Source organism: Pelosinus fermentans DSM 17108, assembly GCF_000271485.2.
Taxonomy (GTDB): domain Bacteria; phylum Bacillota; class Negativicutes; order DSM-13327; family DSM-13327; genus Pelosinus; species Pelosinus fermentans.
On sequence record NZ_AKVN02000001.1, the window covers coordinates 3,682,233 to 3,705,643 of the forward strand.

General features: G+C 40.9%; 25 protein-coding genes and 1 riboswitch. Of the genes, 4 read left to right on the top strand and 21 right to left on the bottom strand.

Features of this window, described 5'->3' with window-relative positions; all coding sequences use genetic code 11:
* Positions 1–2 precede the first annotated feature (2 nt).
* The 6 genes from FR7_RS17095 to FR7_RS17120 form a co-directional block, all read right to left on the bottom strand.
* Complete coding sequence (locus tag FR7_RS17095; protein WP_007933662.1) at positions 3–911, bottom strand: decaprenyl-phosphate phosphoribosyltransferase; 909 nt, start codon at positions 909–911, stop codon at positions 3–5.
* Positions 908–2,029, bottom strand: coding sequence for an iron-containing alcohol dehydrogenase (locus FR7_RS17100; RefSeq protein WP_237769546.1), 1,122 nt, complete (start codon positions 2,027–2,029; stop codon positions 908–910). The genes FR7_RS17095 and FR7_RS17100 overlap by 4 nt, the downstream gene beginning before the upstream one ends.
* A gap of 301 nt (positions 2,030–2,330) precedes the next feature.
* Positions 2,331–2,798, bottom strand: a complete 468-nt coding sequence (locus FR7_RS17105) for a hypothetical protein (RefSeq protein ID WP_007933666.1) — start codon at positions 2,796–2,798, stop codon at positions 2,331–2,333.
* Between the two features lie 178 nt (positions 2,799–2,976).
* A complete protein-coding gene (locus FR7_RS17110; protein ID WP_007933668.1) occupies positions 2,977–3,312 on the bottom strand; it encodes a hypothetical protein in 336 nt (111 codons plus the stop codon).
* Positions 3,313–3,337: 25 nt separating this feature from the next.
* Positions 3,338–3,649, bottom strand: coding sequence for a hypothetical protein (locus FR7_RS17115; RefSeq protein WP_007933670.1), 312 nt, complete (start codon positions 3,647–3,649; stop codon positions 3,338–3,340).
* Positions 3,650–4,098: 449 nt separating this feature from the next.
* Positions 4,099–4,410, bottom strand: coding sequence for a hypothetical protein (locus tag FR7_RS17120; RefSeq protein ID WP_007933672.1), 312 nt, complete (start codon positions 4,408–4,410; stop codon positions 4,099–4,101).
* A 267-nt stretch (positions 4,411–4,677) separates the two neighbouring features.
* Here FR7_RS17120 and FR7_RS17125 point away from each other — a divergent pair, with 267 nt between their 5' ends.
* On the top strand, positions 4,678–5,022 hold the full coding sequence (locus FR7_RS17125; RefSeq protein WP_237769547.1) for a hypothetical protein: 345 nt from the start codon (positions 4,678–4,680) through the stop codon (positions 5,020–5,022).
* Between the two features lie 139 nt (positions 5,023–5,161).
* Here FR7_RS17125 and asnB read toward each other — a convergent pair whose 3' ends face one another.
* Positions 5,162–7,006, bottom strand: a complete 1,845-nt coding sequence (gene asnB, locus FR7_RS17130) for an asparagine synthase (glutamine-hydrolyzing) (protein ID WP_007933677.1) — start codon at positions 7,004–7,006, stop codon at positions 5,162–5,164.
* Positions 7,007–7,191: 185 nt separating this feature from the next.
* Between asnB and FR7_RS17135 the strand changes: the two genes are divergently transcribed.
* Together FR7_RS17135 and FR7_RS17140 are read left to right on the top strand one after the other, a co-directional pair.
* Positions 7,192–7,530 (top strand): cupin domain-containing protein, encoded by a 339-nt coding sequence (locus tag FR7_RS17135; protein WP_007933679.1) that lies wholly within the window; start codon positions 7,192–7,194, stop codon positions 7,528–7,530.
* A gap of 213 nt (positions 7,531–7,743) precedes the next feature.
* Complete coding sequence (locus FR7_RS17140) at positions 7,744–8,439, top strand: heparan-alpha-glucosaminide N-acetyltransferase (protein WP_007933681.1); 696 nt, start codon at positions 7,744–7,746, stop codon at positions 8,437–8,439.
* 42 nt (positions 8,440–8,481) lie between these two features.
* On the opposite strand, the gene FR7_RS17145 is transcribed toward FR7_RS17140, so the two are convergent.
* The gene (locus FR7_RS17145) at positions 8,482–9,450 is read right to left on the bottom strand and encodes a metal ABC transporter substrate-binding protein (RefSeq protein ID WP_007933684.1); all 969 of its coding nucleotides are present in this window, start codon (positions 9,448–9,450) and stop codon (positions 8,482–8,484) included.
* Positions 9,451–9,673: 223 nt separating this feature from the next.
* Between FR7_RS17145 and FR7_RS17150 the strand changes: the two genes are divergently transcribed.
* Positions 9,674–10,861 carry a M20 metallopeptidase family protein gene (locus FR7_RS17150; RefSeq protein ID WP_007933686.1) on the top strand — a complete coding sequence of 396 codons (1,188 nt, stop codon included), beginning with the start codon at positions 9,674–9,676 and terminating at the stop codon, positions 10,859–10,861.
* A gap of 123 nt (positions 10,862–10,984) precedes the next feature.
* Here the strand turns inward: FR7_RS17150 and FR7_RS17155 are convergent, their stop codons facing one another.
* The 13 genes from FR7_RS17155 to FR7_RS17215 all read right to left on the bottom strand — a co-directional run bounded on the left by FR7_RS17155 (position 10,985) and on the right by FR7_RS17215 (position 23,360).
* Positions 10,985–11,725, bottom strand: a complete 741-nt coding sequence (locus FR7_RS17155; RefSeq protein WP_007933687.1) for an ABC transporter permease — start codon at positions 11,723–11,725, stop codon at positions 10,985–10,987.
* The gene (locus FR7_RS17160) at positions 11,725–12,564 is read right to left on the bottom strand and encodes an ABC transporter ATP-binding protein (RefSeq protein WP_007933694.1); all 840 of its coding nucleotides are present in this window, start codon (positions 12,562–12,564) and stop codon (positions 11,725–11,727) included. Before FR7_RS17160 ends, FR7_RS17155 begins: the two co-directional genes overlap by 1 nt.
* Before the next feature lie 3 nt (positions 12,565–12,567).
* A complete protein-coding gene (locus FR7_RS17165) occupies positions 12,568–13,371 on the bottom strand; it encodes an ABC transporter ATP-binding protein (protein ID WP_007933695.1) in 804 nt (267 codons plus the stop codon).
* Complete coding sequence (locus FR7_RS17170; RefSeq protein ID WP_007933697.1) at positions 13,371–14,387, bottom strand: FecCD family ABC transporter permease; 1,017 nt, start codon at positions 14,385–14,387, stop codon at positions 13,371–13,373. Before FR7_RS17170 ends, FR7_RS17165 begins: the two co-directional genes overlap by 1 nt.
* Positions 14,377–15,303 carry an ABC transporter substrate-binding protein gene (locus FR7_RS17175; protein ID WP_237769548.1) on the bottom strand — a complete coding sequence of 309 codons (927 nt, stop codon included), beginning with the start codon at positions 15,301–15,303 and terminating at the stop codon, positions 14,377–14,379. The genes FR7_RS17170 and FR7_RS17175 overlap by 11 nt, the downstream gene beginning before the upstream one ends.
* A gap of 128 nt (positions 15,304–15,431) precedes the next feature.
* Entirely contained in the window at positions 15,432–16,355 is a 924-nt protein-coding gene (locus tag FR7_RS17180; RefSeq protein WP_007933699.1) for a sirohydrochlorin cobaltochelatase, read from the bottom strand.
* A 64-nt stretch (positions 16,356–16,419) separates the two neighbouring features.
* Positions 16,420–17,127, bottom strand: a complete 708-nt coding sequence (cobI, locus tag FR7_RS17185) for a precorrin-2 C(20)-methyltransferase (RefSeq protein WP_017531173.1) — start codon at positions 17,125–17,127, stop codon at positions 16,420–16,422.
* A 334-nt stretch (positions 17,128–17,461) separates the two neighbouring features.
* A riboswitch (cobalamin riboswitch) is annotated at positions 17,462–17,642 on the bottom strand.
* 117 nt (positions 17,643–17,759) lie between these two features.
* Positions 17,760–18,527: an SDR family NAD(P)-dependent oxidoreductase gene (locus tag FR7_RS17190; RefSeq protein ID WP_007933702.1), complete on the bottom strand. Its 768-nt coding sequence runs from the start codon at positions 18,525–18,527 to the stop codon at positions 17,760–17,762.
* Positions 18,528–18,626: 99 nt separating this feature from the next.
* Complete coding sequence (locus FR7_RS17195; protein ID WP_007933704.1) at positions 18,627–19,361, bottom strand: energy transducer TonB; 735 nt, start codon at positions 19,359–19,361, stop codon at positions 18,627–18,629.
* A 5-nt stretch (positions 19,362–19,366) separates the two neighbouring features.
* The gene (locus FR7_RS17200) at positions 19,367–19,777 is read right to left on the bottom strand and encodes an ExbD/TolR family protein (RefSeq protein WP_007933705.1); all 411 of its coding nucleotides are present in this window, start codon (positions 19,775–19,777) and stop codon (positions 19,367–19,369) included.
* Complete coding sequence (locus tag FR7_RS17205; RefSeq protein WP_007933706.1) at positions 19,764–20,411, bottom strand: MotA/TolQ/ExbB proton channel family protein; 648 nt, start codon at positions 20,409–20,411, stop codon at positions 19,764–19,766. The genes FR7_RS17200 and FR7_RS17205 overlap by 14 nt, the downstream gene beginning before the upstream one ends.
* Positions 20,412–20,429: 18 nt before the next feature.
* Positions 20,430–22,310, bottom strand: coding sequence for a magnesium chelatase subunit D family protein (locus tag FR7_RS17210; RefSeq protein ID WP_007933707.1), 1,881 nt, complete (start codon positions 22,308–22,310; stop codon positions 20,430–20,432).
* A gap of 21 nt (positions 22,311–22,331) precedes the next feature.
* Positions 22,332–23,360 carry a magnesium chelatase ATPase subunit I gene (locus tag FR7_RS17215; protein ID WP_007933708.1) on the bottom strand — a complete coding sequence of 343 codons (1,029 nt, stop codon included), beginning with the start codon at positions 23,358–23,360 and terminating at the stop codon, positions 22,332–22,334.
* Positions 23,361–23,411: the final 51 nt, after the last annotated feature.

The following is a 23,411-nucleotide window of genomic DNA, read 5'->3' on the forward strand; positions in this document are numbered from 1 at the left end:
TTTTACTCAAAGTAATATAAAATAGTCACAACCATAACAGCGAACAATAAAACAGTGCCTAAAATATGACTATCTTCTACCAATACTTTTTCGGGTCTTCCCCCTTGTCCTTCTATATGAATTAAATACAAATAGCGAAAAATTCCATACATGACGAGAGGAATGGTCCACATTAGATGAATAGTATGGCCTGATGTAAAGGTAAATAAAGAATAGCTCATAATCGCCGCTGTAGTAACAATACTATTTAATTGATCCAATAATGCAGGAGAATATTGTTCTAATACCTTGCGGTGTTCACCTTTATGATGACTAAGCAAATATAGCTCATGTCTGCGCTTGCTGATGGCTAAAAATAAAGCCAATAGCATGGTGCAAATTAAAAACCAGGGAGTAAAAGAAACATTAATAGCTAATCCTCCCCCTATGGCCCGCAAAACAAACCCAAAAGCAATGACCATAATGTCAATGATCACAATCTGTTTTAACTTCACAGAATATGCTACATTCACCACAAAATATCCGAAAAGTAACAGGCTAAGCCAAGGCTCTGCTATAAATGCAGCTATAAGTGAACCGCATAATAAAACACTAGCAAATACTAATGCACCCAACGGATGTAATCTGCCAGAAGCAATGGGACGATTGCATTTCTCCGGATGTTTGCCATCGGCTTCTCGGTCAATATAATCATTTATAATGTAAACACAGCCTGATGTCGTACAAAACAAAATGAAAGCAACAGCCGATTGTACCAACATATCCACAGATACGGTTTTAATGGAAAAAATCAACGCAGCAAACACTAACAAATTTTTTGTCCACTGTTTCGGACGCAATACCATTAGATAGGGCAAAACCTTGTCCCCAGCTTTATCTTTCTTTATTATTGTCTGCTCTAAAAGGTTCATTTATAAAACGCTCCATCATATATCTTCTCTATAATACCCGGAATCTCCCCTGCCGGATCATTGGACAAGTTACCTGTTACTTTACTTGCCAAATAACTCACATCCGCTTTTGTTAAAGAAAAATCCGTCAAACTAGGATTTATATTTATACTTTGCCTAAATTGGCGATAAACATTCATAAATTCCTTCTTATTAGAGCATCTGGTGCCATGTAATGCTTCTGCAATATGATTGAATTTCTCTTTGGAAATCTCATAGGTCAAATCCAGCCAGCTTTCAAAGAGAGCCATTAATCCGCTGCCATGACTGCTGTTGGTTTTTACACCGATCGGATACTGTAAACGGTGAGGCAGACAAGTGCTGGAGTTAGCTAGATTGAATCCCATCAGCATACTGGCATACATCATATAAGTACGTGCAGTACTATTTTGACCATCTGTTAAGGCCTGAGGCAAATATTGTCCTACCAATTGTATCGCTTGTAGCGAATTGCTGCCAACCAAAGGACTTAGCCCACTTTTTGATATATAGGTCTCTACCCCATGAGCAAATACATCAAAACCTGTCTCTACTGTAGTTTCAGGTGATAATGACATTGTCAATTGTGGGTCAACGATAGCAATGGCAGGAAAGAAGCCTTTATGACGGAAGCTAGTCTTCGTACCAGTGCTCTCGTCGGTTAAAATAGCCGCCCAATTGGTTTCAGATCCTGTACCTGCCGTAGTCGGAATCGCTACAAGAGGAATGTCAACATGAGTAATCGGTAACTGGCCTAATAAATAAGGCTCCACTTTTTCTCCTGTGGATAAACCAAGAAGAATACCTTTCCCAGCATCAATGGCGCTGCCGCCGCCCAGGGCTACTACAACCTCAGGCTGCCAGCCGGCAAATTTTTCAACACAAGCATTGACTTCGCTAGCCAGAGGGTTGGCACTAATTCCTTCATATACCATAGATTCAATGCCCAAAGCAGCAAGACCATCTACTAGCCTCTTGGTGAAACCATATTTATTCATCGCATACTTCCCTGTAACAATCAGAACCTTTTTGCCAAGGGTTTTAATATAATCGGGAGCTTTTTCAAACTCACCACAGCCAAAGAATATTTTAGTTGGCATATAATAAGTAAAATGCACAGCATTCAACTCCTATTTATTTATTAACTCATTCATTACTATACTAAAAATATCGTATAGTGAAAAGCAAAAGTTTCAATTGCATATAAGAAAAAGGCTGACTCGTCCTTAAAACGAATCGAACCACAAAGACGCAAAGGACACAAAGGGTTTATTTATAACTTATATTTTGTGCTCTCCTTTGTGTGCCGCTAGCGGCGGCATTGTGCCTTTGTGGTTCATTATTTTTTACAAAAAACTCTGGTAGAATAGCATACACTATTTTACCAGAGTTTTAGGTGTATTATATATTGGCAAGCAGCTGCTGCAACACTTTGTATTTGGCACCATTATAGATTTGATCGAAATCTACAATATACCACTCACCATTTATTTTTTCCAGGCCCACTGGCTTAACACTCATTTTGACAGTGTTTTGCTCCTGAATTGTTACAACAACAGCTGCGTAATTACTTTCCTGTGCAACTTGCTTAATGGATACAATATTTGTATTCTTAATTTCTTGAATTCCGGATTGTCCCTTCATAAACTTTAACACGGTTTTAGGATCATTCTTAGAAGCATTTGATACATATAAACCAGCTTCTGACATACGGTTATTCTTAGCTGCGTCAAAAAAAGTGGTTACCGTTTCTGTCGTACTCAATCCAGCTACCCGTTTAACTCCTGATGAACCGCCACAACCTGCCACTAGTATCACAAGGATTAACATACTAACAGTCAATAGTACTCTTACATTTTTCTTAAGCATTCCTTATTCTCCTTCTGCATAAACTAACATAAACTAGTTATGTATACTTGCATCTTATCATAAAAATAGATTTTCGTCAGCCATATTACAGCTTCCTTTTTATGGTTTTTTCAAAATGCTATGAAAATCATCTACTGGCAAGAACAAGGATATCTGTGAAAAGTACCAGACTTTGGGCTTATCTGTACCTATGCTCCCTGATGTTACGCAATTCTCTTTCATGACGTTGATTTTCATGTTTCTGCCGTTCACGCCATTGCTTTCTCGTCTCATGGGGTCGACGCTTCATTTCTCGTTCGTGCCGTTCATTCTCAAGACGTTCTTGCCTCTGTCTTTCTCTGTCCCAGCGTTCACGATCATGTCTATCACGCCCTTGATCATGCCTGTCATATCCTAGTTGCATAGGAGTAGGATTATTTTGTAATGGCGAAGCTTCTATTATCGATGCACCAAAACCAACTTGCATGATACCAACCATAGAGTATATGGCTATTTTTTTTACAATTCCTTTCATGAACTCTCCTCCTCGTATGTATCTCTTAATTATTTGTTAGGATATAAAGCAATGCAATTCCTCCGAGTGTCCTCATGACTTCTTCATGATGATCTTTTTCCCTTTCCTGGCGTTCCTTCCATTGCCACTCTTCTTCATGATCACGCCGTTCCATTTCTCTTTCATGGCGCTTTCTTTCTTCCTCTATTTTACGATCCCGCTGATCTCGGTCATTCCAATGCTGCTTATGGCTTCGCTGCTCATGTTTAGGTGATGCTTCAATTACTGACGCCCCTATACCAAGTTGCATAATCCCGATTAGTGAGTAAATGATTCCTTTTTTAACAAAGCTTTTCATGAAAACCCCTCCTTAATTTGATAATCTTATTATAATTTGGAAATGTGACAAAATTATGACTGGTTAGTCATAATTTACATTTTATTTTTTTGCAACAGTATGGATCATAACTTTTTTTCTATTTTGCCTTATTACTGATATTCTCCATTGCTTTCAATCTGACACCTCCTATGTGTAGTTAGCATATAATGTAATAATCAACAACATGATCATAATGGGAGGAATCGTCATGGGCTTTGGATTCAATGGAAATAATAATGGCTGGGGCGGCAGCTGGTTTATCATCATCATCATCATCCTTTTGTTATTTTGGTGCTCATTTGATAATTGGTAATCCTTATTAAATCAATTCCCGAATTACGTCTCTTGCAGCCACGTTTCACCAAGACGTGGTTTATTTTTCGCATAAAAAAAGCACCCTAAGGATGCTTTTTTTATTATAGAATCATTTAGCTGAGTCTAATTTGCATTTCAGAATAATCGTCAAATTGATCGACAAGACCCTCAAGGGCTTTTTCAACATTTGCAAGATTTATGGTTGACGGGTTCTTTGGATTTCCCAGATGAATATCGAATCCAAATACCTGCTTATTATCAGCATGATAGACTTTATTATTATTGATATTAATATTAGATATTACTTTATTTTGAAACAATCTGTGAGCTATTTCTTTAAATAATTCCATATTGGTATTATCAGGATCTTTCGTGACAAGTTCAATCGTGAATATTTTGTATGTTTCATCACATGCAGTACACATTTATTAACACATCCTTACATTCTTTCTTGTATACTTCGCTAAAATAATACATGAATCCTTTAAGATTTCCTATCCATTTCAACAATATGAAAAATGCTGTTGGGTTTTTAAAAAATAAAACCTTTTGAACCGCGAAGACGCGAAGAATATGAAGAGCACGAGGGCCAATATATCCGTCATCTAAATAAATCACTCTTATGTCTCAGGAATCATATTATGTATAAGATACATTTCCATGCTACTCATGTAAGGCAGGAGGCGATACTTATGGATTATCGGGATTGGAAAGACCCTGAAATTGAGGATTGGGAAGAAGACCCTGAATCTCGGGCAAAAACGTATCATTCAACTATTGGAGCTGGGTTTGGCATAGGCTGCAATCCTCGTCATACTTGTTCTCCCAGACTTTGCTGGCCTGGACAAAGCTGCTGGCCACGGCAAGGCTGTTGGCCAGGACAAGGCTGCTGGCCACGGCAAGGCTGCTGGCCACGACAAGGCTGCTGGCCACGACAAGGCTGCTGGCCACGGGAAAGCTGCTGGCCACGAGAAAGCTGCTGGCCGCGAGAAGACTGCTGGCCACGACAAGGCTGCTGGCCACGAGAAGGCTGTTAGCAGCATTAATGATGACACACTAACAAGAGCTAGGAAATTCGTAACCTTACGAACTCCTGGCTCTTGTTTTGTCATGATCAAACTTTATAATACTAGCTTAGCTGAACCCGTGTCCTTATGTTTTGCCACTGTCAGTATGCTATACCAATTGCACTTTGTATTCTCTCAGCCAAGTGTCCACTTGAATCAGATAAGCAAATAACTGAACGTTGGTCATAAGCTGCCCAAACCAAGGTATATTTGATATTTCCGCATTAGGCTGAGCCATTGCACGAACTTTATCCACATCCACAATCCTTCGCAATGGCGAAGAAGTATCATCTAAAATCTGTAGGACCCATTGGCGTACAGCATTCAAATAAGAAGGATTATGTGTTTTTGGATAAGGGCTCTTGCGTCTCCATAAAACATCTTCAGGTAAAATACCTACCAGTGCCTGCCTTAAAAGACCTTTTTCTCTGTCATGGAAATTTTTCATATGCCATGGAACGTTCCATACATATTCAACGAGTCTGTGATCGCAATATGGAACCCGGACTTCCAAGCCGGAGGCCATGCTCATACGATCTTTACGGTCAAGTAATGTAGGCATCCAACGTGTTAGACTTAGGTAAAATATTTCTCGCATACGCGCATCTTTTGCATCCTCACCAGGCAATCGGGGCACTTCAGCTAATGCTTCATGATAGCGTTCCTGTAAATAATCATGAGCCCTTGTTACTGATTGCATTTCAGGAGACAGCCACTGCATACGCACATCTAAATTAGGCGACCATGGAAAGCAGGAGGCATTAATCATATCTTCCCGATAAAACCAAGGATAGCCACCAAATACTTCATCGGCACATTCGCCAGATAAGGCAACCGTAGCACCTTTTTTTATTTCACGGCAAAATAGATATAAAGAGGTATCTACATCAGCCATACCCGGTAAATCCCTTGAAATCGTAGCCTGGAGCAGACTCCCTGCTAATTCAGGCGTATCCAGTATAATATTATGATGACGAGTATCAAAGAATTCGGAAACACGCTGTACCCAAGGAGCATCCGCATTAGGCTGGAAACTGTTTGCTTTAAAATATTGCGCATTATCAAGATAGTCGACAGAATAGGTATGAATATCCCCTAGTCCTTTCTGGCGATATGTATTGCATGCCAGCGCTGTTAATGCACTAGAATCAAGTCCGCCTGACAGTAAGGTACAAACGGGAACATCAGCAACTAATTGACGTTTTACAATATCCTGCATCAACTCTCGTACGGTGCCGGCAGTGGTATCAAAATCATCTGGATGAGGCATACTTTCCAACGCCCAGTATTGACAAAGATACATGCCCTTTTCGCTATACAGCATACTGTGTCCGGGTCGCAGTTCTGCTATATTACGAAATACACCATGCCCTGGTGTTCGGGCAGGTCCGATAATAAGTACTTCTGCCAAGCCTTCGCTATCGATTTCAGGTTTAACCTCTGGATGGGCCAACAATGCCTTTAGTTCTGAACCAAAAATAAATTTACTGCCTTGTCTCGTATAAAATAAAGGTTTGACACCGATACGGTCGCGAGCAAGAAATAAAGTCTGCTCCGCTTCATCCCAGATACCAAAAGCAAAAATACCGTTAAATTTTTCTACACAAGAAGGACCCCATTCTATATATGCCGTCAACAAGACTTCCGTATCACAATTGGTACGAAAGATATATCCTAGAGATTCTAAAGCTTGCCTTAATTCAGGCGTATTATACAATTCTCCATTATACGTTATTGCATAGCGTCGCTGCCCTCTATCTCGAATCATGGGCTGTGCTCCATTTTCTGGATCGACTACACTAAGACGCCGATGCCCAAATGCTGCATGTTTTGTTAAATACATACCTGATGCATCAGGTCCACGAGCTGCCAGCGTTTCCATCATGTTGGCCATAATATGACCCTCATTTTCAAGGTTTCTTTCCCAATCTATCCATCCTACAATTCCACACATACGTTATCCATCTCCTTTGAGAAAATAAAGCACCTTCGCTATATGTCGACCACAAGATAATATATGAATTAAAATAGAAATATGACACGGAAAAAATAATAATTGTGATAGTTATCACAGAAATAGGATAAATTAACCTGTAGACTTAAGCTAAGAATAATAAATGAAGTGGAGGATTACACATCATGGAAAAGAAATACATCAAAAATATCGAATTCAGCAAGGCATTAGAAATGGTAAATCTAGTAGAATATCAAGATGGCCGCGTCGTCAGCCTTACCTTGGTACAAAATGATACGCTAACCTTGACATTGTTTGCCTTTGCCAAAGGCGAGGCGGTGAGCACTCATTCTGCACCTGGAGATGCTATGGTATACATTTTGGATGGCGAAGCCTCCATTACCGTTGGAGAAAACAAGTTCATTGCGACTAAAGGTCAAACTCTGGTCATGCCTTCTAATATTCCCCATGGTTTAGACGCTACAGAGAATTTTAAAATGATGCTTATTTTAGTAAAAGGGTAAATAACTACTTCTTTGTATTCTATTTTCATTGCGAACATAGTGAAGCAATCTCCGGGCAAGCAGGGGATTGCTTCGCTAGCGCGCATTTTTTCTCTGTGCTCTCGGTGTTTAACGTTCTACTTGCATTTCTTCTTTTTATTGCCTTTTTATCATCAATTGATTACACTTGTTATATTAGAGGTCATACCTTCAGTTTTTTATAAGGAGATTCTTATGTTGCCTGATCCTATTATTATTAAAAGCCGTCTTGAAGAATTGGATTTTGCTCGCGGTTTGGCAATACTACTAATGATACTCTTTCATCTTATCGTAGATCTAAAGGATTTGTATGATTATAATCTAGATTATCTGGGAGGATTTTGGTACTGGGAAGGAAAACTATCGGCTATCGTATTTATCTTCCTTTGCGGTTTGAGCAGTACCCTCAGCCGTAACAGTGTGCGTCATGGCATCCACATTTTTATCTGGGCGATCCTACTAACGTCTATTACCTATTTTTACAATCCGGATTTTTATATTCGCTTTGGTATCTTGCATTTTCTTGGGATCAGTTTACTCTCGTCGCCTCTTATCGCTTCTTTGAAAATTAGATGGTTATTACTGTTAACGATTGTTTCATTTATTATGGGTCTGGTTGTTACGGCAAGCTTCACAGCATCTCCATACCTTTTCCCTTTGGGTTTGCAGACTCGTACTTTTACATCGTTGGATTATTATCCTCTATTTCCTTGGTATGGAATTTTTGTCATTGGAATTTTAATCGGCAAGTTATTTTATAAATCCAGACAGTCCTATGTTTCTATACCTCTTCCCAAAGTAATTACTTGGCTGGGACGACATTCTTTAGCTGTCTATTTGATCCATCAGCCAATACTATTGGCGATTTTATACCTACTACATAAAAAGTAAGAGATGAAGATTTGCTTATCACGCAACTCTTCATCTCTCTTTTTATTTAAGTGCTTTTTGTAAGTTTACTAAATTCTCACCCATGATGGTCAAATAGTTTTTGCCATCTTTCATTTCTTGCTCTGTTAGGCTTTCAATCGGATTCAAGACGAGTAATTCCGCCCCTGTTTCCTTTGCAAGAGTCTGCGCTAATTTAGGGCTCGTTACGGTTTCAAAGAATATATATTTCACTTTATGTTCACGACAAAACTCAGTGATCTTTGCCATTCGATCTGGTGTAGGTTCTGCATCAGGAGAAAGCCCCATAATACCTAACTGTTCAAATCCATAGCGATTTGCCAGATAACCAAAAGCTCTATGGCTCGTAACAATTTCTTTACGGGTAATTCCAGCTAAAGCCTTTTTATATTGCTCATCAAGTTCAGCTAACTTTTTATTGTATGTTTCTGCATTTTGTTTGTAATAGTCAGCATTTTTTTCATCAACTGTTACCAGTGCTTGCTCGATGGTTTTAATCTCTTGCTGAGCTGCTATTGGATCCAACCATGCATGAGGATCAAATTTATGTTCATCATGGGAATCACCATGCTCATGACCGTGTTCTTCCTCTTCCTCCTCTTCTGCATGTTTTGCTTCCAGCTTCTTAACATCTTTACTTACTTCTACAGGAAGAGCATCACTTAATACATCTTTATGTAGCAATTTTTCAACTGGCTCAAAATCGGCTCCATGATAAGCGAAAATTTTCGCACTCTTAATTTGAATGATGTCTTTCGCTGTTGGTTCCCAGTCATGTGGTTCTGCCCCTGGAGGTATCAGCATAACCACATCCACCTTATCTCCGCCTACCTGTTTTACAAATTCATACACAGGATACATAGTAGTAACCACTTTTATTTTCTTAACTTCTGGCTCTGCTGGCTTTGCAGCATTACTACCACATCCCACTACTAAAAGTAAAACCAAAAGGCACATGATAACATTTACAAACCTTCTCCAATTCTTTATCATCTACGACTCCCCTTAATAATAATATTCTTATCTAATAAATAGTACCATATAATAACATCCTTGTCTATCTTTGTTAATCATTATTTCTTTTCTTATGCTTCATAAAAAGCATAATCTATTTTTCATCTTTTATTTTACGCTTTACAAGTATATAATAATAGATATTTAACATTATATCTTTTCATTACAGATACTTGTATCCTACGAATAGGAGGATTTTATTTTGCAAATTATTAAAGGTCTTATTGAAAAACATTATGATTCTATCGTTTCCTTACGGCGTCATTTTCACACATATCCTGAACTCAGTGCCCAGGAATATAATACACAACAAAGGATTCTGGAGGAATTATCAGCCTTAGGACTTGCGCCGCACAAAATCGCAGGAACAGGAGTTATTGCCAAGCTGCAAGGAGCTCTTCCTGGCAAGACCATTGCAATCCGGGCTGATATTGATGCACTAGAGCTGCAGGATGAGTGCGGCAAACCCTACCAATCGCAAACCCCAGGAGTATGTCATGCTTGCGGTCACGATGGTCATACGGCCATGCTGATTGGAGCAGCCAAGACATTAGTAGAATTAAAGGATCGTTTAGCTGGCACAATCATTTTCTTATTTCAGCCTAGTGAAGAATGTTTTCCCGGGGGCGCAGCTCCCATGGTGGAAGAAGGCGCTCTTGCAGATGTTGATGCTATTATTGGAACTCATCTTTGGCAAAGTCTTTCTTCCGGAACCAGCGGCATTAGCTATAACCGCATGATGGCTTCTCCCGATTCCTTTACCATTACGATAAAAGGCAGAGGCGGCCATGGATCGATGCCCCATCAAACGGTAGATGCTCTCTTAGTCGGCGCGCAAGTCGTAACGGCATTACATACCATTATAAGCCGCAATATTGACCCCTTGGAGCAAGCAGTCTTATCCATCGGTTCCTTCAAGTCAGGCGATACCTTTAACATCATTCCTGATACAGCTACTCTGATTGGTACCGTACGTTCCTTTACTATGGAAATCAAGAAAATCGTTTTTGACCGTATGGAGCAAATTGTCAGCGGTATCTGCCTAGCCGCAGGTGCTACCTTCCAGATTGAGAAAAACCTTGGCTTTCCCCCTGTCATCAATAATCCCCAAATTGCAGAAGTATTTGCAAATGCCAGCGTCGAGACCCTTGGCGCAGAAAATACCTTAACTATCGATCCTGTAATGGGCGGTGAAGATTTCTCCGTTTATCTGGAGAAGGTCCCTGGGGCCTTTATCTTTATTGGTACAGGTAATAAAGATAAAGGTATTATCTATCCGCAGCATCATCCTAAATTTGACATCGATGAGAAAGCATTGGCTTACGGAACAGAGATAATGGTACGTACTGCCATGAAACTTTCTTCCTCCAATGAAAATTTAAAAAGATAAAAAATGAACCGCAGAGGCGCAGAGAACCCAGAGAGAGTATATCAATACTTTTTCTCTGTGTTCTCTGCGCCTCTGCGGTTTTAAAGAGGTCGCCCTACTATTATATTCACGCAGAAAAGAAAACTACTCCCGTACTTTTTCCATCAGCCATACGCCGATTCCACAAAAGGCAGTAATGTATGCTGCCATAATGAACAGGGAGAAAACAGGAGTTTCTCCGCCTGAGACAATCGCCCGTAAGGCATGACTGGCATGGGTCAGCGGCAGAAATTCAATCAGCCAGCGTAACACTGTCGGCAGATGGTCCGGAATAAAAAACGTAGCGCATAAGAAAGACATCGGCAATAATACATAGGTATTAAAATTAGCCATATCTTCATGAGTATCCATCACCATTGCAGCCACGAGTCCCATAGATGCAAAGACCAGACAGTTTAACACTAATGCGACTGCAAACCAAATAGTAATCAGCGCGTGCGCCCCAAAGGCAAATGCTAACAGGATAATAATTAAAGATGATAATAAGCCGCGTAACGCACCTGACGCGACTTTTCCAATCACAAAAGATACAGAAGATATAGGAGCTATTAGATATTCTTCCAATGTTTTATGATATACCCTACTCATATTGAGAGGACTCCCCACTGAATTAAAACTGATATTCATCGAATTCAAGGCAATAATGCCAGGTACAATAAAATCTAAATAACTGCCTTGATTGACCTGAATGCTCCGTCCTAATCCCCAGCCAAAAGCCACCAGATATAATATAGGTGAGACCATTCGAGACAAAATAAAGCGGCCAATGCGTCTTTTTAGCACTAGCCAATCTCGCCAAAAGACTGTCCAAATATCATATAACATTATCCTGCCACCTTCCGCCCAGTCAATTCTACAAATGCATCTTCTAAGTTGGTCTGACGCAGGGTAGTTGTTGTTACTAATGTAGCAGCAAAGGCGGAAGCCTCATTGCGATCAGCGAAGAATTTTGTTTTTGTGCCCTCTTCATCTGTCCAGTCCACTGCATAGGAACCAAGTCGCTGACACAAGGCTATCGGAGTATCCATGGCAATTAATTTTCCCTTCTCCATAATCGCAACCCGCTGGCATAAATTTTCAGCCTCTTCAATATAATGAGTGGTCAGCAATACAGTAAGTCCCTCATTCTTCAAGTGGCGTATCAGATCCCAAAGACGGCGGCGTACTTGCGGATCAAGCCCTACTGTGGGTTCGTCTAAGAAAAGTACTTTGGGCTGATGCAATAACGCTCTGGCAATCATTAAGCGCCGCTTCATGCCGCCAGAAAATTTCTGCACCATCTCATGAGCTCGATCTTCCAGCTCTACAAATTTTAATAATTCTTCAATCCGTTGGTTACGTACCTGAGGCACCATATGGTGAAGTCTTCCATGAAGCTCAAGATTTTCCCAGGGTGTTAAATCACTGTCTAAATTAAAATGCTGAGGGACTACCCCAATGACAGATTTAATGTGCTGCTCCTGATAAGAAGCCTCACAGCCATCAATAACAATCTTGCCTGCTGTCGGCCGTGTCAGCATGGTTAGTACACGAATGGTAGTTGTTTTCCCTGCACCATTTGGTCCTAATAAGCCAAATATCTCCCCTTTGGCAATTGTTAAAGATAGATTATCTACAGCGGTGCGTTCACCAAACTTCTTACTAAAATTCTCAATGTGAATCATGTACTATCCCCTACTTCTCCTATTTATCGATGTCAGCCCCCGGATCATTACCATTGGTTTTCCGGATGAATCAAAGGATATTTCGCTTTCAACCTTAAATACTTCTCGCAGAGTATGCTCTGTAATGACATCGGCGGGTTTACCCGCTGTAAAAATTTGTCCCTGCTGCAAAACGGCAACATAATCTGAATATCTGGCTGCATGGTTGATATCATGCAGCACCATCACAACAGTAAGTTTATGCTCATGATTAAAAGCAGCTAGCAATTCCATGATTTCTAGCTGATGGCAAATATCAAGATACGTAGTAGGTTCATCCAATAATAGGATTTCCGGCTTTTGTGCTAAAGCCATGGCGATCCATACCCGCTGACGCTCACCGCCAGAAAGAGTACTTACCACTCGATCAGCCATTTGTGTAAGGCCTGTCTGCAGCAAAGCCCAGCTAACACAAGCCTCATCTTGCTCTGACTTTCCTCTCCACCAGCTTTGATGGGGAAATCGCCCAAATTCAACTAAATCTCTTACTGTTAAATCACTGGGAGCCTGAGGGGATTGAGGCAAAACAGCCATTTGCTGCGCGAGCCTTTTTCCGCTAAGCTGAGCTAAATTCTGACCGTCTAAATAAACAATTCCTTTATTAGGTTTTATATTTCGTGATAAGACATTCAATAAGGTACTTTTACCTGATCCATTAGGGCCTAAAATCGAAATAATTTTTCCTTCTTCAATTGCCAGAGAAAGATCTTTCAAGACCATTTTATCATCAAAACTAACAGCTAATGCTTCTGCTTTCATAATGGACATTATGCATCCCTCCTTAGCAGGTAGAGAAAGAATGGCGCACCGACAAAGGCCATAATAATCCCTACGGGAATTTCAATTGGAGCAAATGCCACTCTAGCCAAGGTATCGCTTAGCGTAACAACCGCGACTCCCAATAAGGCCGAGGCTGGAAGAAGATAGCGATAATCCGAACCAACCAACAAGCGGGCTGCATGGGGTACAATCAATCCTACAAAGCCCAATAGACCAACAACACTGACAGCACTTGCCGCCATTAATGCTGCCACTGCAGTCAGTGCAATACGGGATACTTCCACATTGAGACCTAACCCTCGGGCAATTTCATCTCCAAGATTTAGAATATTAAGCCGCCTGGCACCCAATATAGCTAAGATTCCACCAATCATCGTATAGGGCAAAATAATATCAAGATGAGGCCAGCTGCGAGCTGATAATCCCCCCACCATCCACATCAATGCTCCATGAACCCGATCACTGTAAAATACTAATAATGCAGAAATAGCTGAATTCAAAAAGGCCGATACAGCTACCCCTGCTAAAATAATACGTACTGGCCGAATGCCGCCTTTCCAAGCCAATATATAAATAAAAATAGCCGCTAGCATAGCGCCAAAAAAGGCAAAGGGAGTCACTAAATATTCTTTATGAGGGAACAGCACCATAATGCTTACGCCAGCTAAACCAGCTCCTGATGATACCCCAATAATGTGAGGGTCAGCCAGGGGATTTTTCATAACGCCTTGCAAGATCGCTCCAGCTAAAGACAAATTAACACCTACCAATGCGCCTACTAAGGTTCTTGGTAATCGGATGTTCCAAATCACTTGTCGATTTGCTCCTGGATTATCAGAAAAAATAGCTGTTATAATTTCATTCAGGCTAATGGACAGTGCTCCTACACTCAAACTGAGGGCAATCCCTCCCAGAGCAAGAAATAGGAAGATAGCCAAAATAAATACTCTCCATTCACTCCGATCACGTGTACCTTTATATGAGAAAATCTTCTTATTTAACATTTCCATAAACCTCAGGATACATTACTTTTGCCATATATGCTACTGATTCATGAAAACGAATACCAGGATTGAGTTGGAATAATTCTGCAGGCAGAAAAAATACTTGTCCTGTTTTTACTGCACGTAAACCACCCCAAGCCGGATTACTTTCAAGATCAGCTTTCATTCTTTTTTCAATTTCAGCCATATTTCCCATGGTAACAACCAAAATAGCATCTGCGTCCCCTTCTACTAGTTTTTCTAAACTATAAGGAGTGGTTTCACTATCACCAGCGATTGGCGTACTACCTGCCGCAATGTTTTTGAGTTTCAAAATGGCAGCCACATTTCCTGCAATGCTATGCTCAAGTTCTACAGTAACATTTTTGGCGGTGGCATGCAATATAATCACTTTTTTACTTTGGTTTGGCAACTTAGCTGTTACCTCATTGATACTGGCTTGCATAGCAGCAAGCAGTTTTTCGGCCTGCTCCTCTGTGCCTGCAATTTCTCCAAATAACTTAACTTTCGCTAAAATATCATCATAGGTTTTCATTTTCAATATCATCACAGGGATCTTACTGCTTTCAAATGTTGGAATTAATTTATCATGAATTCCCTGAAAGCCAATTATTAAGTCTGGCTGAAGAGTTAATACTTGCTCAACATTTACATTATAAATAAAACCTACTTCTGGAATCTCCTGCTGAGCGGGAAAGGTCTGCGGTGTTTTAGAGCTCGGTCTTCCAGCTGCTTTGCCGCCAACCCCATATAATACATCTAAAAAAGAGGTGGATAACACAACAATGCGTTGTGGTTTCTGTCTCAATACTACATTGCGCCCTGCATCATCCGTCATTTGCAGATAATGATCTGGAGATTTTGTTGTTGATTTTTCTTGGGTTGAAGAAGCACATCCTGCCACGATTATACTCATTATACTTAGCATGCAGACTAAATATGTCAATTTCCCTTTCACGACTCGCTCTCCTTCCATACATATAACAAATAGGAAAGGCCGGATATACTTGATCCGGCATCCCCTCTTAAATACGGTCTTAACTATTATTTTAAACCATTAATGGCATCACGTACATGCTGTACATAAATATCTTGGATTCCAGTATTTTCACCTAAACCATGAACATAGGTTTCCACTTGATATCCATCTGCAAGGAACGTATTTTTCCAAGAATCATCTTCATCCCCAGCCATATCGTTATTGGCATGATCACCAGCAACTAACATGAGTGGCATCAAGGTAATTTTTTTAATGTTTCTTTCTTTTAGTAATTTTTCAACATCTTGAAGATTAGGATGATCCGTCTCTTCTACTACGCCGATAATCACATGTAAACCAGCTGCATCAAATTGATCTTGTAAGGCTTGGTAAGCTGGGTTATGCTGATGTGGTGAACCATGTCCCATAAATACCACAGTTTTACCTTGCAATTGCAATGCAGGAAGTTGTTTTTTAAGAGCATTTACAGCAATGGCGAAATCATTGGGTTTTCCATTTTCACCATGAAAGAATAACACCGGACGACCTATAGAAATTGTATCAAAAGCCCCATTGAACTTTTCAACAGTAGCTACAACTTTTTTATCATACTCTTCACCTGGTGTCAGATGAGTTGTTTGTATAATAACTTCTTTATAGCCATCTTTTTTTAATTGGTTTAATACGGTTTCCAAATCATTCACATGAATGTTGCTATTTTCCGCCAAACGTTTCATAACAATTTTGGAAGTAAAAGCTCTATATACATCATATTCAGGAAAAGCTTGAGCAATACGTTTTTCTACACTCTCAATATTTAATTGACGAGCTTCTGCAAAAGTAGTACCGAAGCTTACCACCACGATGGCTTTTTGACTTTTGGGTGCCTCTTGGGCACCTGCATTTGATAAGCCAAATACACTAGCGCCCAATAATAAGGAAACACTTAATGCAAAACTCATAGCTATTTTATATAAATTCATTTTCATCTGTACAACTCCTCACTCAGTTTTCTATGTGCATTCCTAAGTCTTTGGGAGAAAAGTATTACACTTAACCAAGTTTACGTTTCTTAGCCAAAATGGTAGATAAATAGTTAACACTCTTAGCGTCAACTTCCTCTAAATTATAGCTAATTTGTTCATCAGGCAAACCACAGCGACTAATCATAACAGCATTTTCACCAAAACCATGCTGTTTTAATTTCGCTACAACTTGTCCAAAATTTTTGTAAACCTTCATTAATACAACATTATCTACGACTCCCAATATAGCATCTAACTCTTCTTCTGACATCGTAGCAGGAATAATGCTAAGTATATCATTTCCCTCTGCCAGCGGCTGACCTAATTGACTGCCAATCGCACAAAAAGCCGGAACGCCAGGTATGGTTTCAATAGCATAGCCAGAGTCCTTTAACAAACGATATACATACATATAAGTGCTATAAAACATAGGATCACCTAATGTTAAAAACACAACCTTTTTCCCAGCCTGCAATTCTGCCAGAATACTATTTTTATTGTTTTCCCATGCATTGGCTAGCGTAGCAGCATCATTTACCATCGGGAAAACCAACCTCAATATCTCAACATCTGCTTTCAAATAAGGATGCGCAATCGATAGTGCTGTACTACCTTCTTTTTTTTCTGTTTTAGGAGCAATTACCACATCCGCGTTTCTTATCACCTCCACTGCTTTTAATGTGAGCAGCTCTGGATCTCCCGGCCCTACACCAACACCGTAAAAAATTCCTGCCATAATGGCCTCCTTAACTATAAATTGTGGTACAACATATACAAGTACATATAACGATAACTGAGTAAAACGAGAATTTGCACTCTTAATTTTACCATTATCCAATAATCTTGACCAGCACTGGTGAAAAATTAGAAAATTGGCATGAAAGGCCAATTCAACTACAATCCTACTGGATAATCATCGTTACTAGCGCAAAAAATCTTCCGTCACACAAAACGGAAGATTTCAATAAATACAATTATAGTAGCCTGCCATCATATAAACACATCACTATCATGTGTAATATACCACAGTATAACTGTACGAATCTCCTCCCCATCTCTCGCAGGTTTTAACGGTGATTGCTGTATAGGCAGTTCTCCTGACTTTGAATCATTGCTTCCCCAAGCCTTCCCAAGTTTCATCTCAGTGACATAATTATGGGGTTACTCCTCATTACAGTGGCGGGACCGCGCCGGAATTTAACCGGACTTCCCTATTAAGCCCAAAAGGGCACCTATACCATCCATATTAAATTTTGCTGTCCACTCTTAATTAGAGTATAATAAATACTTTTCCTTGTCAAGGACATACTGGGTAATCTTCTATGCCCTTCGTTTTATTTTAGCCCTCTATATGATATCAATACCAATTTAACACGCAGTTAAACCGCCATCCACCGTCCACACTGCGCCGTTAACGAAGGATGCATGATCCGATGCCAGAAAGCAGATTACATGAGCTACCTCATGAACTTTGGCAATTCGCCCTATTGGATACATCGATGCCATGTCCCGTAAATATTCCTCCGGATTGTCTGCCTCTGCTAACTGCTGTGTAAGCATAGGCGTATCCACATCACCAGGGCATATGCAGTTAGCACGAACACCATAGTGAATACTTTCTAAAGACAATGCCTTTGTAAAAGTCGTTACCGCTCCCTTTGAGGCGCAATAGGCAGTACATAAACAATTACCATTAATCCCTGCATCAGAGGACACGTTAATAATAGCTCCACCACCCCTCTGCCGCAAATAAGGCAAAGCAGATTTACAAATAAAATAGGTACCTTTTATATTGATATTCATGATGTGATCAAACTCATCTTCCGTAACTTCACCAATGATTTTTTCCATGTATATACCAGCAGCATTGATAACAATATCCAGACCGCCGAACTGGGCTGCAGTTTTTTCTACTACTTCCTGGCATTGATTCACAGAACTGACATCCCCTTGTATAAAACATACATGATCAGCATAGGATGCTAATTCAAGTAAGGCCATTTGCCCCTTTTCCTTTTGACGTCCAATTAAGGCCGTCTTAGCCCCTTGGGCCAGCAACTGGCGAGCAGCCTCCAAACCAATACCAGAAGTACCGCCAGTAATCATCGCTACTTTTCCCGCAAATTGGTAATTCATGATTCAACTCCTACTACATTATCCTAAACTAGCTTCTTACTTATAATACTATATCACAAATCGAATGATTGAGTACCCCGCTTTTCTACTGATTTCTACCTACTTAAAACGAAAAGTGACTGGCATGTTTGTATAGCACATAATACTGGCGCCGCTCTCTGGGTCCTTAGCTGGTACAAATCTCCATTTTCGAACTGCTGCTACCACTGCAGCATCTAATATATCATGTCCTGATGTCGCACTAATGGTTACATCGCCAGGTAATCCATTCACCAAAATTTGAATTTTTACCACTACGGTACCCGTCAAACCAGCTGTCCTCGCTCCTTCAGGATAATCAGGATCTACCTTAGATAATATCTGCGGCCGAACAATCTTACCTTTTCGTCCGCCATTTCCCCCACTGTTAGAGCCAGTATTAGTGCCACTGCTGCCGCTCCCATTATTCCCAACTGCGTCATTGCCAGAAGAAAGATTTCCAGTCGACTCATTACTACTTGCAGACTGGGATGAAGCTACTGCTTCAACTGCTTCCATCGCCAGCTCATTGGCCACAGCCACTACCTGAGGGGTAACAGGTGAAACAGCTGTCTTCTCCCGGACTTGCATCGTCTGGACAGGAGCAGCACTAGATGCACTCTGTGAATTTGGCAATGGTTCATCTAATCCTGAATCCTCTATAGACGCATCGGTAAGTAATTCTAATTCAATGTAAGGTTCTGCTTCTATGGATGTAACAGCCTTACCAGCCAGCCAACCGATAACACCCAAAAATAATATATGAAAAATTATAGAAATGCCAATGGCCTTACGCCAACGTGGTCGGTATGTCATGCGCTCTATCTTCCTTTCCGGTCGGTAGCCACAGCCACCCTATGTGCCCCTGACATTTTGAGTTCATCCAATACTGCCACTACCTGACCATACTCTGCTTGTTTATCTGCCCGTACAACAAATATATTTTCTGAGTGTTTTGCCAGCTCGATACTAATTCGTTTTTCCAACAGGTAAAAAGGAATTTCCTCTTGATCAAACATGATATTACCATTTTGTAAAATCGTAATATTAATATTCTGGGACAGTTCCTTCTGTACTGCTGCGGCTTGCGGCAAATTGATAGGAATAGTATGCTGCTCTACCATATATAAGGTACTCATCATAAAAAATATTAATAAAAAAAAGATAATATCAATCATGGGAATAATCATTAATTCTGGCTGCTTCTCAATGCGCAAGCTACGCAATTTCATGATTTTCCCTCCGAGTTTTTTTATTGCCCGTCAGTCGAGTTATGATGAGAGTATAGACTTGTTCCATATCCGTAACCAATTGATCTAATCGATGAGTAAAATAGGTGTGGACAACCAACGCCATAATCGCTACCATTAAACCAGTAGCGGTTGCCACTAAGGCTTCGCCAATTCCGCCAGTGATAGCCATAGGCTGACCATTTTTCACATTGAAAACGCTAAAGGAATTAATCATACCGATTACGGTTCCTAATAATCCTAACAAAGGGGATAAGGTAACAATGGAACTTAGATAATTCAAGTATTCTCTTAATCTGGCTGCTAATAAAGCGGCTGCTCCTTCCATAATTACTTCTAAGTTACTCTCCTTTTGGTAAGCCTCTAACCCTTCTGCTGCTAAACGCCCGATTACCGCTGGCGTATGTTCACATAATTGCTGCGCCTCAGCAATTTTCTTTCTTTCTAATAAAGGCTGCAGCTTATTAATAAACAGCTGGGCATCTGTAGACATCTGCCGGAAATAAATAAACCGCTCCACTGCAATTGCCACAACAGCCAAAGAACACCCTGCAATCACATACATGACCGGGCCGCCCTGATGGAATAAATTAATGCATTGTGATAAAAATTCCATTCTTTATCAATCCTTTCTTCATTTCATACCATTTACAATGTGAATAATATTTTCAGCTGACAAGTCATCCAGCTTGTAATACGAACCACCTAATGCATGAGCAATAGTAAAAGCAATCCCCAGCTTAATAAAATCTTGTTCAGTGTCAATCACTAAACTGTTGACTCCGGTCTCACCAATTAGGCGAGCTGCCTGCAAAGCCTCACTGACAGCATCTTGTCCTGCTCTTCCCCCGGCATTGGCGCGGCCATCTGTCACTAGTACCATGACAGGCTCTATACCCTTTTCTAGTCGGCACATGGTGCTAAGCATCCCAAGAGCTGTATACAATCCTTCTGCCAAAGGCGTTTTGCCCCCTGTAGGCAAATGCTGCAAAGACTTTTCTGCCAACTCTACACTGCGGGTAACAGGCAAAAGAATTTCAGCGGTCTGCCTGCGAAAAGCAATCATACCGACTTTGTCTCGTTTCTGATACGCATCTTGGAGCATGGATAAGATAGCTCCCTTAACCGCTTTCATGCGTTGTCTGGCTCCCATAGAACCACTGGCATCCACTACAAATAAGAAAGTACTGCCAATTCGCTTCTCACGTACCTTTTGCCGCAAATCTCCCCGGCAAATATTGATACAACACATACTTTTAGCTCGCGTCAACTGATAGGGTGCAGCCGCACGCAAGGTAGCATCAAATGCAAGATCTGTTACTGGTTTGGTGGGTATACAAGAGCGCACATACCGCCCCTGCCTCGTATTGGTCTTAGCCAAAGTACGTTTGCCGCTGCTCTGCCTCACTTGGCGTTTCTGTAAATCCAGCGCCATATTCCCTATGGGCAGCAGATCAGCCATGGTTGTATCTTCCTGCCTTTTCCCCTTCTCCAGTTCCCCTTCACTCTTCACTTCTGGCGCTTCATCCCTATCCTGGGATGGTTCGTTAGCATTAGACTGCTCTTCATCAGGCAACTGGGATTGCTCTTTATTGAAGGAATCCTGCGCTGGCTGATCATGCTGTTGCTTTTTTTGAGAATGCTGTTCTCTTGACTCTTCAGGCGGCTGGCGCATGCGATGAGGCAGCACAAAGGCTGCAGCTTCTTGCATATCCATGGGCAAGAGATCATGACGTCCCGCTAGTGAAGCAATGGCTTTTGCTGTTTCCAGCAAGAAAATTTCTGCCCGATGACCGGCACAATTTCCTTGGGAAGAAATCTGTGCTGCTAATTGCATCATCGCATCTGAGATCAGTATCTGCTTTACTTTCTTGCGGGCTGCTGCGATCTGTTGACAGATATCTTCTCCCGCTCTTTTATATTTCTGATAAAAAGCTATGGGATTCTGTTCGTAAGCTAAAATACGTCGTAATATCTCGACGCGGTCTTTTATATTTTTTTCACCTGCTACGGTTACATATAAGCCAAAACGATCTAAGAACTGGGGCGGCAAATCGCCCTCTTCCGGATTCATCGTACCTATCATGGTAAACTGCGCTTCATATGAATTGGAAACTCCCTCTCGCTCTACTACATGAATACCAGAAACCGCAACATCCAAAATAGCATTACTTAGCTCTCGCTGGAGCAAGTTTACTTCGTCAATATATAATATGTGATTATGAGCCTTCGCTAAAATTCCGTGAGAAAACTGTCTCTTGCCGGTAATGATAGCCTGCTCCATATCCATACTGCCAAAGACCATATCTTCCGTAGCATTTAACGGCAGTTCGATCAACTTCCTATTAGGAATGACCTGGGAAAGTCCTCGTACTAAAGTGGATTTAGCAGAACCTTTTTCTCCGGCAATCAAAACACCACCCACCTTAGGGTTGACCACAGCAATCAATAGTGCCTTTTTAATTTGATCTTGTCCCACCACAGCAGCAAAGGGAAATACTGTTTTAGCTGTCACTCGTTATACCTCCTGCACTGCTTATTGATCACCAAATAATGCCTCTACTTTTTTCCAATCTAATATTCCCTCTTCAAAAGGACGGCGTCTCATACGATGAGGCAGCGCGAACCGAGCTGCTTCTTGAATATCACTAGAAGTAACCGTAATACGTCCAGCAAAGGCGGCTAGGGTTAAGGCCGTTTTAATTACAGCTATGTCGGCACGATGACCATCCACCTCTAAGGCAATTGCGATTTTTGCTACCAATGTAAGCAATTCATCTTCAATCGATACAGTCGGAAATAGCTGACGTGCCTGAATGATTTGCTGGGCTAACGTTTCCTGTTCTTCCTGATACAGCTGCAGGAATTTGTCCGGATTTGCTTCATAGGCCAAACGGCGTTTAATTACTTCTACCCTCTTATCTGGATCATGTTCACCAGACACGATCACGGATAATCCAAAACGATCTAATAATTGAGGCCTGATATCTCCTTCTTCCGGATTCATCGTTCCCACCAAAACAAATCTGGCAGGATGAACGTAGGAAACGCCTTCCCGCTCTACCCGATTCACTCCCATAGCAGCTGCATCCAACAGCACATCTACTACATGATCGTCCAGTAGATTGATTTCATCTACATATAAAATATTGCGGTTTGCCTGAGCTAAAATGCCAGGCTCAAACTTCTTTTCGCCATGTTTAATTGCATATTCAATATCTAATGTCCCTACTACTCGATCTTCTGTAGCACTCACAGGCAATTCCACAACTCGCATTTTAGCAGCCTGCACCACTAACTGCTTATGAGATGCAAGGCTCTCCTGGCAAATTCCACATAATTGATTATTATCTTGAGGATCACAATGAAATTTACAATCTTTCACTGTTTCCATCGCTGGCAGTAAATCGGCTAATGCTCTTACAGCCGTTGACTTTGCCGTACCTTTCTCCCCTTTGATTAGTACCCCACCCAAAGATGGATTAATCACATTTAAAATCAATGCCAACTTCATATCCTCTTGTCCCACAATAGCGGTAAAGGGATAAATAGCAGAATGTCTCAATTTTCTTCCTCTCTTTCTACAGCGAATCATGTCATCTATGAACTGCTGGCA

Bases quoted from the DNA above. Each gene is read 5' to 3' on its own strand.
- FR7_RS17095 (WP_007933662.1), bottom strand. From the start codon at position 911: ATGAACCTTTTAGAGCAGACAATAATAAAGAAAGATAAAGCTGGGGAC.
- FR7_RS17100 (WP_237769546.1), bottom strand. From the start codon at position 2,029: ATGCCAACTAAAATATTCTTTGGCTGTGGTGAGTTTGAAAAAGCTCCC.
- FR7_RS17105 (WP_007933666.1), bottom strand. From the start codon at position 2,798: ATGCTTAAGAAAAATGTAAGAGTACTATTGACTGTTAGTATGTTAATC.
- FR7_RS17110 (WP_007933668.1), bottom strand. From the start codon at position 3,312: ATGAAAGGAATTGTAAAAAAAATAGCCATATACTCTATGGTTGGTATC.
- FR7_RS17115 (WP_007933670.1), bottom strand. From the start codon at position 3,649: ATGAAAAGCTTTGTTAAAAAAGGAATCATTTACTCACTAATCGGGATT.
- FR7_RS17120 (WP_007933672.1), bottom strand. From the start codon at position 4,410: ATGTGTACTGCATGTGATGAAACATACAAAATATTCACGATTGAACTT.
- FR7_RS17125 (WP_237769547.1), top strand. From the start codon at position 4,678: ATGGATTATCGGGATTGGAAAGACCCTGAAATTGAGGATTGGGAAGAA.
- asnB (WP_007933677.1), bottom strand. From the start codon at position 7,006: ATGTGTGGAATTGTAGGATGGATAGATTGGGAAAGAAACCTTGAAAAT.
- FR7_RS17135 (WP_007933679.1), top strand. From the start codon at position 7,192: ATGGAAAAGAAATACATCAAAAATATCGAATTCAGCAAGGCATTAGAA.
- FR7_RS17140 (WP_007933681.1), top strand. From the start codon at position 7,744: ATGTTGCCTGATCCTATTATTATTAAAAGCCGTCTTGAAGAATTGGAT.
- FR7_RS17145 (WP_007933684.1), bottom strand. From the start codon at position 9,450: ATGATAAAGAATTGGAGAAGGTTTGTAAATGTTATCATGTGCCTTTTG.
- FR7_RS17155 (WP_007933687.1), bottom strand. From the start codon at position 11,725: ATGTTATATGATATTTGGACAGTCTTTTGGCGAGATTGGCTAGTGCTA.
- FR7_RS17160 (WP_007933694.1), bottom strand. From the start codon at position 12,564: ATGATTCACATTGAGAATTTTAGTAAGAAGTTTGGTGAACGCACCGCT.
- FR7_RS17165 (WP_007933695.1), bottom strand. From the start codon at position 13,371: ATGTCCATTATGAAAGCAGAAGCATTAGCTGTTAGTTTTGATGATAAA.
- FR7_RS17170 (WP_007933697.1), bottom strand. From the start codon at position 14,387: ATGTTAAATAAGAAGATTTTCTCATATAAAGGTACACGTGATCGGAGT.
- FR7_RS17175 (WP_237769548.1), bottom strand. From the start codon at position 15,303: ATGAGTATAATCGTGGCAGGATGTGCTTCTTCAACCCAAGAAAAATCA.
- FR7_RS17180 (WP_007933699.1), bottom strand. From the start codon at position 16,355: ATGAAAATGAATTTATATAAAATAGCTATGAGTTTTGCATTAAGTGTT.
- cobI (WP_017531173.1), bottom strand. From the start codon at position 17,127: ATGGCAGGAATTTTTTACGGTGTTGGTGTAGGGCCGGGAGATCCAGAG.
- FR7_RS17190 (WP_007933702.1), bottom strand. From the start codon at position 18,527: ATGAATTACCAATTTGCGGGAAAAGTAGCGATGATTACTGGCGGTACT.
- FR7_RS17195 (WP_007933704.1), bottom strand. From the start codon at position 19,361: ATGACATACCGACCACGTTGGCGTAAGGCCATTGGCATTTCTATAATT.
- FR7_RS17200 (WP_007933705.1), bottom strand. From the start codon at position 19,777: ATGAAATTGCGTAGCTTGCGCATTGAGAAGCAGCCAGAATTAATGATT.
- FR7_RS17205 (WP_007933706.1), bottom strand. From the start codon at position 20,411: ATGGAATTTTTATCACAATGCATTAATTTATTCCATCAGGGCGGCCCG.